The sequence below is a fragment of the Streptomyces sp. Pv4-95 genome (assembly GCF_045782725.1).
GTDB lineage: Bacteria > Actinomycetota > Actinomycetes > Streptomycetales > Streptomycetaceae > Streptomyces.
Genome location: NZ_CP127172.1, coordinates 5,753,024 through 5,765,950, shown reverse-complemented (window position 1 = coordinate 5,765,950; position 12,927 = coordinate 5,753,024). Strand labels below are relative to the sequence as shown.

12 protein-coding genes and 3 tRNA genes are annotated in these 12,927 nt (G+C 71.9%); 4 read left to right on the top strand and 11 right to left on the bottom strand.

Annotated features, from left to right (window positions below; translation table 11 throughout):
• Positions 1 to 32: 32 nt before the first annotated feature.
• Positions 33 to 1,067, top strand: a complete 1,035-nt coding sequence (locus QOM21_RS25245; protein WP_407553308.1) for a rod shape-determining protein — start codon at positions 33 to 35, stop codon at positions 1,065 to 1,067.
• 244 nt (positions 1,068 to 1,311) lie between these two features.
• Here QOM21_RS25245 and QOM21_RS25240 read toward each other — a convergent pair whose 3' ends face one another.
• From QOM21_RS25240 to QOM21_RS25230, 3 genes are all read right to left on the bottom strand, one after another.
• Positions 1,312 to 1,908, bottom strand: coding sequence for a histidine phosphatase family protein (locus QOM21_RS25240; RefSeq protein WP_407553307.1), 597 nt, complete (start codon positions 1,906 to 1,908; stop codon positions 1,312 to 1,314).
• Positions 1,905 to 2,297, bottom strand: coding sequence for a thioredoxin (trxA, locus tag QOM21_RS25235; RefSeq protein ID WP_407553306.1), 393 nt, complete (start codon positions 2,295 to 2,297; stop codon positions 1,905 to 1,907). Before trxA ends, QOM21_RS25240 begins: the two co-directional genes overlap by 4 nt.
• Positions 2,298 to 2,858: 561 nt before the next feature.
• The gene (locus tag QOM21_RS25230) at positions 2,859 to 3,221 is read right to left on the bottom strand and encodes a cupin domain-containing protein (RefSeq protein WP_407553305.1); all 363 of its coding nucleotides are present in this window, start codon (positions 3,219 to 3,221) and stop codon (positions 2,859 to 2,861) included.
• Positions 3,222 to 3,549: 328 nt separating this feature from the next.
• Here QOM21_RS25230 and QOM21_RS25225 point away from each other — a divergent pair, with 328 nt between their 5' ends.
• The gene (locus QOM21_RS25225; protein WP_407553304.1) at positions 3,550 to 4,338 is read left to right on the top strand and encodes an MBL fold metallo-hydrolase; all 789 of its coding nucleotides are present in this window, start codon (positions 3,550 to 3,552) and stop codon (positions 4,336 to 4,338) included.
• Positions 4,339 to 4,387: 49 nt separating this feature from the next.
• On the opposite strand, the gene QOM21_RS25220 is transcribed toward QOM21_RS25225, so the two are convergent.
• The 5 genes from QOM21_RS25220 to QOM21_RS25200 all read right to left on the bottom strand — a co-directional run bounded on the left by QOM21_RS25220 (position 4,388) and on the right by QOM21_RS25200 (position 6,138).
• Complete coding sequence (locus QOM21_RS25220) at positions 4,388 to 5,173, bottom strand: GIDE domain-containing protein (RefSeq protein WP_407553303.1); 786 nt, start codon at positions 5,171 to 5,173, stop codon at positions 4,388 to 4,390.
• A gap of 31 nt (positions 5,174 to 5,204) precedes the next feature.
• Positions 5,205 to 5,348, bottom strand: coding sequence for a hypothetical protein (locus QOM21_RS25215; RefSeq protein WP_407553302.1), 144 nt, complete (start codon positions 5,346 to 5,348; stop codon positions 5,205 to 5,207).
• A gap of 385 nt (positions 5,349 to 5,733) precedes the next feature.
• Positions 5,734 to 5,807 (bottom strand) — tRNA-Ile (locus tag QOM21_RS25210).
• A 180-nt stretch (positions 5,808 to 5,987) separates the two neighbouring features.
• A tRNA-Asn gene (locus QOM21_RS25205) sits at positions 5,988 to 6,060 on the bottom strand.
• 5 nt (positions 6,061 to 6,065) lie between these two features.
• Positions 6,066 to 6,138, bottom strand: a tRNA-Asn gene (locus QOM21_RS25200).
• A 265-nt stretch (positions 6,139 to 6,403) separates the two neighbouring features.
• On the opposite strand from QOM21_RS25200, the gene QOM21_RS25195 reads away from it, so the two are divergent.
• Positions 6,404 to 6,691: a YtxH domain-containing protein gene (locus QOM21_RS25195; RefSeq protein ID WP_407553301.1), complete on the top strand. Its 288-nt coding sequence runs from the start codon at positions 6,404 to 6,406 to the stop codon at positions 6,689 to 6,691.
• Between the two features lie 88 nt (positions 6,692 to 6,779).
• Positions 6,780 to 8,261, top strand: a complete 1,482-nt coding sequence (locus tag QOM21_RS25190) for an FGGY family carbohydrate kinase (RefSeq protein WP_407553300.1) — start codon at positions 6,780 to 6,782, stop codon at positions 8,259 to 8,261.
• A 29-nt stretch (positions 8,262 to 8,290) separates the two neighbouring features.
• Here the strand turns inward: QOM21_RS25190 and QOM21_RS25185 are convergent, their stop codons facing one another.
• From QOM21_RS25185 to QOM21_RS25175, 3 genes are all read right to left on the bottom strand, one after another.
• Positions 8,291 to 9,574, bottom strand: a complete 1,284-nt coding sequence (locus tag QOM21_RS25185; protein WP_407553299.1) for an RNA polymerase sigma factor — start codon at positions 9,572 to 9,574, stop codon at positions 8,291 to 8,293.
• Between the two features lie 308 nt (positions 9,575 to 9,882).
• Entirely contained in the window at positions 9,883 to 11,796 is a 1,914-nt protein-coding gene (gene dnaG / locus QOM21_RS25180) for a DNA primase (protein ID WP_407553298.1), read from the bottom strand.
• Positions 11,797 to 11,860: 64 nt separating this feature from the next.
• Entirely contained in the window at positions 11,861 to 12,919 is a 1,059-nt protein-coding gene (locus tag QOM21_RS25175) for a threo-3-hydroxy-L-aspartate ammonia-lyase (protein WP_407553297.1), read from the bottom strand.
• Positions 12,920 to 12,927 lie beyond the last annotated feature (8 nt).

Genomic DNA, 12,927 nt, shown 5'->3' with positions numbered 1-12,927 from the left:
GTCCACACCGACCTACCGGGGAGGAATCATCCATGACCAACAGCCTCGCCCAATTGCGGCGCTGCTCGGTCGCAGTCGACCTCGGCGCGGCCCGGACCAGGGTGTATGTCAAGAACCAGGGGCTTCTCGTCGATGAGCCGACCGTCGCGGCGGTCAATATCCGAACCGGCGCGATGCTCGCCGTCGGCGCTCAGGCCGAGGTGATGGACGGCCGGACCCCCGACTACATCCGCGTGGTGCGCCCGGTCACCGGGGGGACCGTCGTGGACATCGACATGGCCCAGCGTCTGCTGCGCCATCTGGTCGGCAACAAGCTGCGCAAGACGTGGCGACGGCGGCCCTCGATGCGGGCCGCGGTCTGCCTCCCGTACGGCAGCGAGCCCCTCTCCCAGCGGGCGGCCGTGGAGACGCTCACCGGAGTGGGCGCCCGCCGGGTGGAGCTGGTGGACACCCTGATCGCGGCGGCCGTCGGCTGCGGGCTTCCGGTGGAGCAGCCGGAGGCGACCATGATCGTGGTGTGCGGCGCCGGGACCACGCAGGTCGCGGTGCTCTCCCTCGGTTCGATCGTGGCGGCGGAAACCGTCCCCGTCGGGGGCAACGCCATCGACGACGCGGTGCTCCAGCACCTGCGGCTGCACCACGAGCTGATGCTGCCGAGCCCCCAGGGCGTACGCCCCCTGCACCTGATGCTCTCCAGCGACGGCGCCCTGCCCGCCGGTACGACCGAGGTGCACGGCCGAGACGTCACCAGCGGCCTGGCCCGGTCGGTGTGTGTCGACACCGAGCAGGTGCGGGACGCCATCGCGACGCCCCTGACCTCGATCCTCGACGGCATCGGGGCGGTACTCCGCCGCTGCCCGCCGGACCTGGTGGCCGACCTCGGCGAGCGCGGCATCATGCTCGCGGGCGGCAGCGCCCTGATCCCCGGCCTGCAGCCGATGATCCACCAGGCCACCACCATGCCGGTGCACATCGCCGACCGCCCCGGGACGTGCGCGGTCTTCGGGCTCGGCGCCATGATCGAGGGCAAGGTGACCCCGCTGCACCTCGACCCGATGGCCCGGTAGAACCTCCGGATATCCGGAACCGCCGGCCCCGCCGTGGCCTGAACACCGGCGCCGCAGCCGGCAGCCACCGCCCGCGGACCGGCGCCCGCAAGGCCCCGGCCGCTCCGCCCGGTCCGCCAGGTCCGCCCGGTCCGCCAGGTCCGCCAGGTCCGCCGAAGCTACGACCTGCGGGGATCGGCGGGAATCGGCGGGGCCACAGGTCGAACGACCGGGGCCGCAGGCCGCATACCGACCCGCCGCGTCCTCACAGACTCCGGGCGTTCCAGGCGACCACCGCGGGGCGGCCGTGCTCGGTGCCGAGGACGCCGACCGCCCCGGTCCCGAACGTGAACATCCCGCCCGCCTCGGGCGACAGCCCCAGCCTGCGGGCGGTCAGCACACGCAGAAAGTGGGCGTGCGCCACCAGCGCCACATCGCCCTCACCGGACTCCAGCGACGACGCGATCCGCGCCAGCACCCGGTCGGCGCGCGCCCCGACCTGCTCGGGCGACTCCCCCGGGTGCTCGTCGGGCCCGGCGGCGACGCCGTCGGTGAACAGATACCAGTCGGGACGGCTGCGGTGGATCTCGGCGGTGGAGATCCCCTCGTAGCCGCCGTAGTCCCATTCCCGCAGGTCGGCATCGATCTGCGGCTGCTCGAGTCCGGCCAGCTCGGCGGTGCGCAGCGCCCGCGCCATGGGGCTCGCCCAGACCTGGCCGATCTTCCGGCCGGCCAGCAGCGGGCGCAGTGCGCGGGCCTGCTCCTCACCGTTGGCGGTGAGCGGAAGATCGGTCCAGCTGGTGTGCGCGCCGTCCCGGCTCCACTCGGTCTCGCCGTGCCGGATCAGCAGGAGCTCGTTCACTCGCCCTGCGCCTGCTGTCCCTGTCCTTCGGCCTGCTGGTCCTCGACCGACGCACGGACCTCGTCCATGTCCAGACCGCGGGCCTGGCCGATGACGTCCTCCAGGGCCTCCTCCGGAAGGGCTCCGGGCTGGGCGAACACCGCGATGTTGTCGCGGACGATCATCAGGGTCGGGATGGACTGGATCTGGAAGGCGGAGGCCAGCTCGGGCTGCGCCTCGGTGTCGACCTTCGCGAAGATCAGGTCGTCGTGCTTGTCGGACGACCGCTCGAAAACCGGGCCGAACTGCTTGCAGGGGCCACACCACTCGGCCCAGAAGTCGATCAGTACGAAATCGCTGCCGGAGACGATCTCGTCGAAGTTTTCCTTGGTGAGCTCTACGGTGCTCATGCGTGCTTCCCTGCTTCCGGTCTGTCGTGAATATCCAAAATGGTGCCCAGCTGCGGTAACGGGGGTACCCCCGAGACCTATTCCGCATGCCGAACCATCCCGCTCCCCTGCCCACCGAACGCGGTCCTAGACATACGAATCCCTGTCGGAATTCGACTGCCCCGGACGGACCACCGAAACAGCGGAACGCAGGTCACCCGGCGTGCGTGCGACCGACCCGTAGCCGGCCGAACGCCGGTCCCGGCCTCGATCGGCCGAGGCCCCGGGACCGCCGGACGGCAGACCGTACACAGGCACGGCGGCCACCCCAAAACCGGCGGACCACGACCCCTCCCACGGGCGCTTCACCGCACCGCGCGGCGCCCGCCCCCCACGCACGGCAAAGGCGCGGACACGCCATACGGCGCGCACGCGCCCTCGGCCTGTGGCATCGCGCACACAGGCCCCACACCAGGCTCCCCCCACAGAGGACGAACTCGGTGCCGACCGCCCCGACTTCGGCAGGAGACGACTTCGGCAGGAGCCGACGTCGAGGCGGACGGCTACGGCCGACGTCCAGGACTAGCCCTTCGGCCGACCGTAGTCGGTGGCCATCTGACCGGCGAAGTCGTACACGATGGCCTGCTCGTCCCCGACGACCCAGGCGTCATGTCCGGGCGTGCACACGAAGACGTCGCCGGGCCCCACCTCGGACTCCGCGCCGTCGTCCATCCTGATGCGCATGCGCCCCTGCGCCATGTAGCAGTTGTGGTGAACCTCGCAGCTGGCCGTGCCCACCAGCGGTCCCACCGATTCCGACCAGCGCCATCCCGGCTCGAAGGTGGCGACGGCGAAATCCAGTCCGCTGAGGTGGAGGGCCTCGATGTGACCCCGGGGAAAGTCCCGCCGGTCATCCGGCTTGTCGAGGGTTTTGACTTCCAGCATGGGGTGCCTCCAACCGTTCCCCCTATTCCTTCCATGGTGCGCCGCGCGAGGGCGGGCGGCCAGCCCGCCCTGAGGAAGGTCACCGGCGGCACGACCGGCACCACAGCGCGTGCCCACCCACCCCTGCTCGGCGCAGCCGGCACCCCGGTGGCGTGCCCCTCCCTCATCTCAAGGCCGGTCACCGCGGCCCGGGTTCGGGCATCCGGCTCACCAGGAAGGCGACAGCAGCCCGCTCTACGATGAACAGGGGACGGCCGACGCGAGGGCGACTGCGGACACCCACGACGACTGCAGCCGGTCACGCGTCCACGGAAGGACGTGCTGCTCCATGGAAACCTCCGTGGCAGAGATCGCCGACGGCATCTACCGGATATCCACCTTCGTTCCGGAGGTGGCCGCCCCCGCGGGTTTCACCTTCAACCAGTTCCTGATCGACGCGGAGGAGCCGCTCCTCTTCCATACGGGCATGCGCGCGCTCTTCCCCCTCGTCTCGGAAGCCGTCGGCCGCGTCGTACCGCTGGAGGAACTGCGCTGGGTGACCTTCGGGCACGTCGAGGCGGACGAGTGCGGCGCCATGAACCAGTTCCTGGCCGCCGCCCCGCGGGCCGAGGTGGCCCATGGCCTGCTGGGCTGCCTGGTGTCCATCAACGACCTGGCCGACCGCCCACCGCGGGCACTGGCCCACGGGGAGACGCTCGACCTGGGCGGAAAGCAGCTGCGGCGCCGCGTCCGCCACCTCAACACCCCGCATGTCCCGCACAATTGGGAAGCCCGGGTGCTCTACGAGGAGACGACCGGCACGCTCCTGTGCGGCGACCTCTTCACCCATGTCGGCAACGGCCCCGCGATCACCGAGAACGACCTGGTCGAGGCGTCCCTCGACGCCGAGGGAATGTTCCGCCAGATCTCCTGCCTGACGGCGGCGGCGGAAACGATGCGCTCCCTCGCCGAGCTGGCGCCGCGGACGCTGGCCGTCATGCACGGCTCGTCCTTCCACGGCGACGGTTCCGCCGCGCTCAACGCCCTCGCCGACGGCCTGGAGGACCGCTTCCGACCGGAACGCACCTTCGCCGGTCGGCCGAGCGTCCTCGCCGGCGGTGACGCCGCACCGTCCTGACCTCGGGGTGCGGCCGCTGCGCCGCGCGCCGGCGACCGTCGGACGCCGGTCAGCCCTGCAGGAGCCAGTGACCGCCGAGAGCGAGCGGGCCGAGCACCAGGCCGCCCCAGGCCATGATCCCGAAGATCTTCTTCTTGTTCCGCTCGACGGCGATGAGGTCCTGCTCGGACAGGCCGGTCATGAGGAACGGGCTGCCGTCCGACGGCGCCCCTATGGTCAGCTCCCCCCGCTCGTCGTCACGGGCCTCACCGCGCACATAGAACTGTGCGCCGTCCCGGAGCACCCACTCCTCCTGCTGGTGGCCCAGGGTGCGCTCGTGGCGGGTCACGCCCGGGATGTCGAGGAACCCGAGCGGCTTGTTGTCACCCGGCCGGTAGGGCTCGAAGTGGTCGACGGTCTTGGGCGCGTGGTCCACGATGCCCTTCGCGGGAACCACCACGGTGGCGCCGGACCCGTCCTCGACGAGGAACGGTGAGGCGCTGAGGAAATCGGACACCACCTGGCTCTTGCGTGCCAGGTTCCCGCCGTTCCCGGAGCCGGTCCGAGTCTCGTACTTGCGCGTGATCCTGGTACGGAACCAGACGCATTCCGTGCGGCCCAGCTGCGACGTCAGCGGGCCGCTGGGGTGCGGACGGGCCGTCCCGGCCGCCTCGATCCGCCGCCGGAAGGCACCGGGGCCGACCGCACCGACCGCCGCCTGATGCAGCTCCCGCAGCTCGTGCGAGGCAACGGTCTCGGTCGTCACCATCGCGTGGATGCGCTTACGCGCACGCAGGACCTGGAAGACGCTCAGCGCACCGAGGCCGAGGAGGAAGAGTCCCAGGAATGCCAGCACGTGACGGATACCTCTCTGTTGTTGCCGTGGCTCAGCGGAAGAGCTCGCGGATCCTGCGGACGGTCTCGTGGAGGCCGCGGAAGGTCTGGCTTCCCGCCCTGACGAGTGAGGCCACGGCGCACCAGCCGAGAATCAGCAGAGCCAACACGGCGAGGCTCCCTTGCCACCAGCTCACGACGGGCTCCTTGTCTCGGGGTTGGGGAGGGCCGGGACCCGGCGCGAAGTGTATGTCCCGCCTCCGGCAGCGAAGGGGGCGGGACCGCCCCGCACTCATCTCGTCCGCGGTCGCGTCCGCCCGTGCGCAGGCGCTCGGGGCACGTGCCGAGGGCATCGGATCCACGCTCCGTACCGGCCGGTTTCCGAACTGTCGCGCGATTCGCGGCACCTACGACCGCCTCCAGGGCGCCGGGGCCCCGTGGTCCACCACGGCGCCTCCGAGTACCCCGTCCGGCTGACCCGGCCCTCGTCCGGACAGGCGTCGAGGGCCGCCGGAATCCTCACGGCGACCCTCGATACTGCCTCTCACCTGGCCATATCGCTTCTGCGCTACCAGGCTGCGGTGGGGCGGGTGGGACTCGAACCCACGGCCGACGGATTATGAGTCCGCTGCTCTAACCGGCTGAGCTACCGCCCCCTCGCGGCGCGCCGCGCACATTTGTGCGCGCCGTCTGCCGCAGCATAGCCGCTCATACGATCTGTTGCCCGTGAGGACCGTCGTCGCGCGACCATGCACGCCCAAGAGGACTTGGATCATGGGTGGTTCGGTTCCACGGCACAAGAAAAAGGACCCCTTCCGGGGTCCTCGTTCCTTCTGCTCCCCCGACTGGACTCGAACCAGTAACCCTCCGGTTAACAGCCGAATGCTCTGCCAATTGAGCTACAGGGGACCGAGCTCCCCCGACTGGACTCGAACCAGTAACCTGCCGGTTAACAGCCGGCTGCTCTGCCAATTGAGCTACAGGGGAATGCTCTGTGTGCCTCGAATGCACCCCTGCCCGGTCTTCCGGACGGCGCGCGCTCGCTGCGACACATACATTAGCGCAAGCAGGGGGGTGCTCCGCCAATCGGTATCGCCTCGGGTGATCTCCAGTCCTGGGGGTAGGCGCGCGGGCACAGCCTGCCGATCCGCTGCGTCACCGGCATCCGACGCGATCGAGCGGCATCAAGGCGCCTCGTGCGTGGCATGAGTGGCACACACGAGCGAGACCGACGACAGGAAAGGGTGGAGCGATGCGCTACCGGCTCACGTTCATCACGGGACTGGCCATCGGATACGTGCTCGGCACGCGGGCCGGCCGGGAGCGGTACGAGCAGCTGCGCAAGTGCGCCCAGCGCTTCGCGCAGAATCCCGCCGTCCGCAATACCGCCGAATCGGCCGCGCTGACCGGCCGGGAAGCCGCCACGAAGGCTTTCGACAAGGTCGAGGACCGGCTGCCGAACTCCTTCAGCACCCGGATCCGCTCGCTGCGCGACCACCGCGGGGCGGCGGAGGACGACTGGGGAACCAGCAACACATGACCGCACTCACCCGAGCGGCACGGGTGTGCCCCGGCCGGGCAAACCCTGACTCTCTCCTTATGCGTCCCATGGGGCATCATCTGGGGCCATGGGGATAGTCGCCGGGCTGGACAGCTCGTCCGAGAGCACACGGATCGTCGTCTGCGATGCGGACACGGGTGCCGTCATCAGGCAGGGGTACGCGCCGCACCCCGCCGACAAGGGGCCCGAGATCGACCCGCAGGCATGGCTGATGTCGCTCGGCGAGGCCGCGGGCAACGGGCTGCTGGAAGGCGTGCAGGCGATCGGCGTGTCCGCGCAGCAGCACGGTCTGGTGCCGCTGGACGCCGACGGCAATCTCGTACGGCCCGCGCTGGTCGGCAATGACAAGCGCGGGCAGAGCGCTGCCGCGGACCTGATCGACTCGCTGGGCGGGCGCACCGCCTGGGCGCAGTCCGTCGGGGCCGTGCCGCAGGCGGCGCACCCGGTGACGAAGCTGCGCTGGCTGGCCCGTACCGAGCCGGCGAACGCGGCCCGGATCGTGGAGGTCATGCAGCCGCACGACTGGCTGGCGTGGCAGCTGCTGGGGCGGCCCGCGCGGCGGACGACGGATCGCAGCGGGGCCTCGGCGACCGGCTTCTGGTCGGCGGCGACCGAGTCCTACCGGCCGGATCTGATCGAGCTGGCGCTGGGGCATCAGGTGCGGCTGCCGGAGGTGCTCGGCCCTTCCGGGACCGCCGGGTTCACCCCGGAGGGACTGCTGATCTCCGCCGGTACGGGCGAGACGATGGCCGCCGCGTTCGGGCTGGGCGTCGGAGTCGGTGACGCCGTGGTGTCGCTGGGCGCCTCGGGCTCGGTGTTCGGCATCCACCATGAGGCGCTGGCCGACCCGAGCGGCACGATCATTTCCTTCGCCGACGCCACCGGCCGTCATCTGCCGGTGGTGCACACCACCAACGCGGTGCGGGTGCTGCGGGGCGCGGCGGAGATGCTCGGCACGGACCTGGAAGGGCTGTCCGCGCTGGCGCTGGAGTCGTCGCCCGGCTCGTACGGCATGGTTCTGCTGCCGTATCTGGAGGGCGAGCGCACTCCGCACCTGCCGCACACCGCGGGATCGTTGCACGGGATGCGGCGGGAGAGCATGAAGCCCGAGCACCTGGCGCGGGCCGCCGTCGAGGGCATGCTCTGCGGGCTCGCGGACGCCCTGGACGTCCTGCGCGGGCGCGGCGTCGAGGTGCGCCGGGTGTTCCTGCTGGGTGCGGCCGCGGAACTGGGCGCGGTGCAGGCGGCCGCGCCGGCGCTGTTCGGTGTGCCGGTCGTGGTGCCGCAGCCCGCGGAGTACGCGGCGCTGGGCGCGGCCCGGCAGGCGGCCTGGGCACTGGGCGTGGCGCACGGCACCCTCACCCCCGCGGCCGGCGCGGGGGTGCCGCCGGAGGGCGGATCGCCGTGGGTGGATCCGCCCGAGTGGCCGGCGGCCGCGAGCCAGGTGTTCGAACCGGGTGAGGACCTGGCCGTCGGCCGGGCCGTACGCCAGCAGTACATGGCGGTGCGCGACGAGATCCATCCGGGGGCGTTCCAGCGGGAGGGCTGAGCCGGCCGGGTGGCTCGCGGGGAACCGCGTCAGTCGAGGTAGCCGCGCAGCTGGTCGGCGAAGGCGTGGTCGCGGAGCTTGTTGAGGGTCTTGGATTCGATCTGCCGTATGCGCTCGCGGGTGACGCCGAAGATCCGGCCGATCTCTTCGAGGGTGCGGGGCCGGCCGTCGGCCAGGCCGTAGCGGAGCTGGACGACCTTGCGTTCGCGTTCACCGAGGGTGGACAGGACCGCGTCGAGGTGTTCGCGGAGCAGCAGGAAGGCGGCCGATTCGACGGGCGAGGCGGCGTCGCCGTCCTCGATGAGATCGCCCAGCGCGACGTCGTCCTCCTCGCCGACCGGGGCGTGCAGTGAGACCGGTTCCTGGGCGAGCCGCAGGACCTCGCTGACGCGTTCGCCGGTCAGGTCGAGGTGGGCCGCGACCTCCTCGGGGGTCGGCTCGTATCCCCGTTCCTGGAGCATCCGGCGCTGGACGCGCACCACGCGGTTGATCAGCTCGACGACGTGGACCGGGACGCGGATGGTGCGGGCCTGGTCGGCGAGCGCGCGGGACATCGCCTGGCGGATCCACCAGGTGGCGTAGGTGGAGAACTTGTAGCCGCGGGCGTAGTCGAACTTCTCGACGGCGCGGATCAGGCCGAGGTTGCCCTCCTGGACGAGGTCGAGCATGGTCAGTCCGCGGCCGACGTAGCGCTTGGCGACGGAGACCACCAGGCGCAGGTTGGCCTCGATCAGACGACGTTTGGCCATCCGGCCCAGGACCACCAACCTGTCGAGGTCGACGGCGAGTTGGGAGTCCAGGTCGGGAGTGCTGGTGAGTTTCTCCTCGGCGAAGAGGCCCGCCTCGACGCGGCGTGCCAGCTCGACCTCCTCGGCCGCGGTGAGCAGCGCGATCCGGCCGATCTCGCGGAGGTACTGCCGGAAGAGGTCGGAGGACGGGCCCGCCGTCTCCGGACGGGTCGGCGGCTCCGGCGCGGCCTCCTCGGCGCCGCCCTCGGTGAGCATCTCGGCGGCGGGCGCCTCGCCCTGCTGGGGGACCGTGACCTGGTCGGCCGGCGGCTCCGGCGTACGGGAGTCGCGGTCGGCGGGCCCGGGAGGACCCGGTTCGCGGAGGCCGGTCACGTCGTCGGCCGGCGCGTCGGGGAGGGTCTGGGTCTGCACGGGGGCGACCTCCATGGTGATCGCGGCTGGGGCGGCAGAAGGGCCCGGGACGACTGCGGCCGAGCCGCTGTCCGTCCCGGACGTCACGGGCGGTTCCGCGGGGGATTCACGGTCCGTGCGACCGGACCCGCCGCGCTCCGAGGACTCAGGCACCGCTCCTCAGTGTGGGGTACGACACATGCCCGCCACGAGGGGCGTGCGACCACTTTTTGAGTCCGGTGCGTGACCGGACGGCTACGGGCGGGCGCGATGTGCCGTACGGCGGGGGGCTGTTCGCGGTCCGGGGGTGAAGCGGTCCGGCCGTCGGCGGACGGCCCGCTCGCTGATCAGGTGCGTGCGCACACGCCGGCCCGGCGAGCTTTTTGGAAGGTGCTTCGGCGCTTGGGCGCCGGGGGCGCGCGTGCTTCGTGACCGGCGCGGGCGGGAACGCACGCTCCCGTCGCCGGAGTGGCCGGCCGGCCTTACAGGGCTGCCGCGCCGCGTTCGCGGAGGGACTTGCCGTACTGCTGGAGCACCCAGAGTTCCTGGAGCACCGCGGCCGAACCCGCGTGGTCGCCCTGGGCCTCGCTGCGGCGGGCGGCGCCCTCCAGGTCGGCGATGCGTGCGTCGACGGCGGCGATGCGGACCGCGGCCAGCTGTTCACCGGCGTAGGCGGCGTCGGGGTCGCGGCGGGTGCGCAGCGGCTCGACGGTGAGTTCGGTGACCATGGCGCGGACCGTGTCGTCGGGGGCGGCGTCGCGTACCCGGGCGACGTACTCGCTGTCGGCGACGCCGGCAGCGGCGCCGCCCGCGTCCTCGACGCACTGGCGGACCGTGGCGTAGGGCGGGGCGGTGAACTCGTCGACTCCGTAGGCGTCGAAGGCCGGGGAGACCAGGTCGGGGCGCTGCAGGGCGAGCTTGAGGAGTTCGCGCTCCACGCGGTGGGCGGGGCTGCGGAGGTGGAGGGCCGGGCCGCGCGGTCCCGGGGCGGGGCCTTCCTGGGCGGGGGCGGGAGCGCCGCGGCGCTGCCGGGCACCCTGCTCCGGGCCGCCGTCCCGGCCGCGCTCGCGGGCCCAGCGGGCGAGCTGGCTGACCCGGCGGACGACGAACTGAGTGTCCAGGATGCCGAGCATGCCGGCCAGGGAGACGGCCGACTCGTGCTGGATCGAGCTGTTCTTGATGTTCGCGACGATGGGCGCCGCCTCGTCGAGGGCGGCGGCGCGGCCGACCGTGGTGGCGAGGTTGTGCCGGGAGACGACATGCCGCAGGGCGAATTCGAAGAGCGGGGTACGGGACTCCACGAGGTCGGCGACGGCCTGATCGCCCTTGGCCAGCCGCAGGTCGCACGGGTCCATGCCGCCCGGGGTGATCGCGATGGAGGTCTCCGCGGCGAACTTCTGGTCGTCCTCGAAGGCGCGCAGGGCGGCCTTCTGGCCCGCGGCGTCGCCGTCGAAGGTGAAGACCACCTCGGAGCCGGAGTTGTCCATCAGCAGCCGGCGGAGGATCTTGATGTGGCCCTCGCCGAAGGAGGTGCCGCAGGTGGCGATGGCCGTGGTCACACCGGCCAGGTGACAGGCCATGACGTCGGTGTAGCCCTCGACGACGACCGCGCGGCTGGTCCTGGCGATCTCCTTCTTGGCGAGGTCGATGCCGTACAGGACCTGGGACTTGCGGTAGATCGGGGTTTCGGGGGTGTTCAGATACTTGGGGCCGTTGTCGTCGTCGCGGAGCTTGCGGGCGCCGAAGCCGACGACCTCGCCGGAGATGTCCCGGATCGGCCACATCAGGCGGCCGCGGAAGCGGTCGATGGGCCCGCGGCGGCCCTCCTGGGAGAGGCCCGCCAGGACCAGCTCCTTGTCGCTGAAGCCGCGGCCGCGCAGGAAGCGGGTGAGGTGGTCCCAGCCGGCCGGGCTGTAGCCGACGCCGAAGTGCTGGGCGGCGGTCTGCTCGAAGCCGCGCGCGGCGAGGAACTTGCGGCCGATCTCGGCCTCGGGGCCATCGAGCTGCTCGACGTAGAACTGCGCGGCGACCTTGTGGGCCTCGACCAGGCGGGTGCGCTCGCCCTGCTGGCGGCCGGGGGTGTAGCCGCCCTCTTCGTAGCGCAGGGTGATGCCGGCCTGCGAGGCGAGGCGCTCGATGGTCTCGGCGAAGGAGAGGTGGTCGATCTTCATGATGAAGTCGACGGTGTCGCCGCCCTCCTGGCAGCCGAAGCAGTGGTAGAGCCCCTTGGTGGTGCTGACGTGGAAGGACGGGGACTTCTCGTCGTGGAACGGGCACAGGCCCTTGAGGTTGCCGCCGCCGGCGTTGCGGAGCTGGAGGTACTCGGACACGACGGCGTCGATCGGGACCGCGTCCCGGACCGCCTTCACGTCGTCATCGTTGATCCTGCCTGCCACGCGTGAATTCTACGGCCGGGCTCGGACACTCCCGGCCGCGCCTCCGCTCCCCGGCGTCGGCGCCTCAGCCCATCAGCTCCAGAAAGCGGGCGAGTCCGATATTGCCGCCGGAGACGATCACGCCGATCCGGGGCGGACGGGGGGACCGCCCGGGCCCTCCAGGCACCGGGGGAAGGTCGACGCACCCGGCCAGGAGAGCGGCGATCCCGGTGGCGCCGCTGGGCTCGGTGACGATCTTCAGCCGCTCGAAGGCCAGCTTCATGGCGGTGCGGATCTCGTCATCGCCGACCAGGACCACGGAGTCGACGAGCTCGCGGTTGATCGGGAAGGTCAGCTCGCCGGGCGCGTCGACGGCCTGGCCGTCGGCGATGGTGTGCGGGACCGGGATGGTGACCCGGTGCCCGGCGGCGAGCGAGCGCCGGGTGTCGTCGCCGGTCTCCGGCTCCACGCCGATCATGCGGATGCCGGGGGCCAGGGCGGTCGCCGCGAGGGCAGAGCCCGCCATCAGCCCACCGCCGCCCACCGGCACCAGCAGCGCGTCGAGCGGGCCGGTCTCCTCGATCAGCTCCAGGGCCGCGGTGCCCTGACCTGCGATGACGTCCGGGTGGTCATAGGGCGGGATCAGGCTGAGTCCGCGCTCCTGGGCCAGCCGGCCGCCGATGGCGGCGCGGTCGCCGGTGTAGCGGTCGTAGGTGACGATCTCCGCGCCGTAGCCGGCGGTGGCGTCGAGCTTGGCCTGCGGGGAGTCCTCCGGCATCACGATGACGGCGGTGGTGCCCAGCTCCCGGGCGGCCAGCGCGATGGCCTGCGCGTGGTTGCCGGAGGAGTACGCGACGACGCCGCGGGCCCGCTGCTCGGGCGTCAGCCGCGAGACGGCGTGGTAGGCGCCGCGGAACTTGAACGCGCCCACGCGCTGGAAGTTCTCGCACTTGAGGAAGACCTCGGCGCCGGCCAGCCCGTCGAGGGTGCGCGAGCGCAGTACGGGCGTGCGGTGGACCACGCCCGCCAGCCGTTTCGCCGCGTCCCGGACGTCGTCGAAGGTGACGGCCGGGACGGGCGTGCCGGCACCGCCAGGGCCGGTGGGGCTTGCGGGACCGGAGGAACCTGTGGGGCTGCTGGGCATACCACCAC

What these genes read in the sequence shown, in the direction of transcription:
- QOM21_RS25245 (WP_407553308.1), top strand. Translation starts at nt 33, where the DNA reads ATGACCAACAGCCTCGCCCAATTGCGGCGCTGCTCGGTCGCAGTCGAC.
- trxA (WP_407553306.1), bottom strand. Translation starts at nt 2,297, where the DNA reads ATGAGCACCGTAGAGCTCACCAAGGAAAACTTCGACGAGATCGTCTCC.
- QOM21_RS25230 (WP_407553305.1), bottom strand. Translation starts at nt 3,221, where the DNA reads ATGCTGGAAGTCAAAACCCTCGACAAGCCGGATGACCGGCGGGACTTT.
- QOM21_RS25225 (WP_407553304.1), top strand. Translation starts at nt 3,550, where the DNA reads ATGGAAACCTCCGTGGCAGAGATCGCCGACGGCATCTACCGGATATCC.
- QOM21_RS25195 (WP_407553301.1), top strand. Translation starts at nt 6,404, where the DNA reads ATGCGCTACCGGCTCACGTTCATCACGGGACTGGCCATCGGATACGTG.
- QOM21_RS25190 (WP_407553300.1), top strand. Translation starts at nt 6,780, where the DNA reads ATGGGGATAGTCGCCGGGCTGGACAGCTCGTCCGAGAGCACACGGATC.
- QOM21_RS25175 (WP_407553297.1), bottom strand. Translation starts at nt 12,919, where the DNA reads ATGCCCAGCAGCCCCACAGGTTCCTCCGGTCCCGCAAGCCCCACCGGC.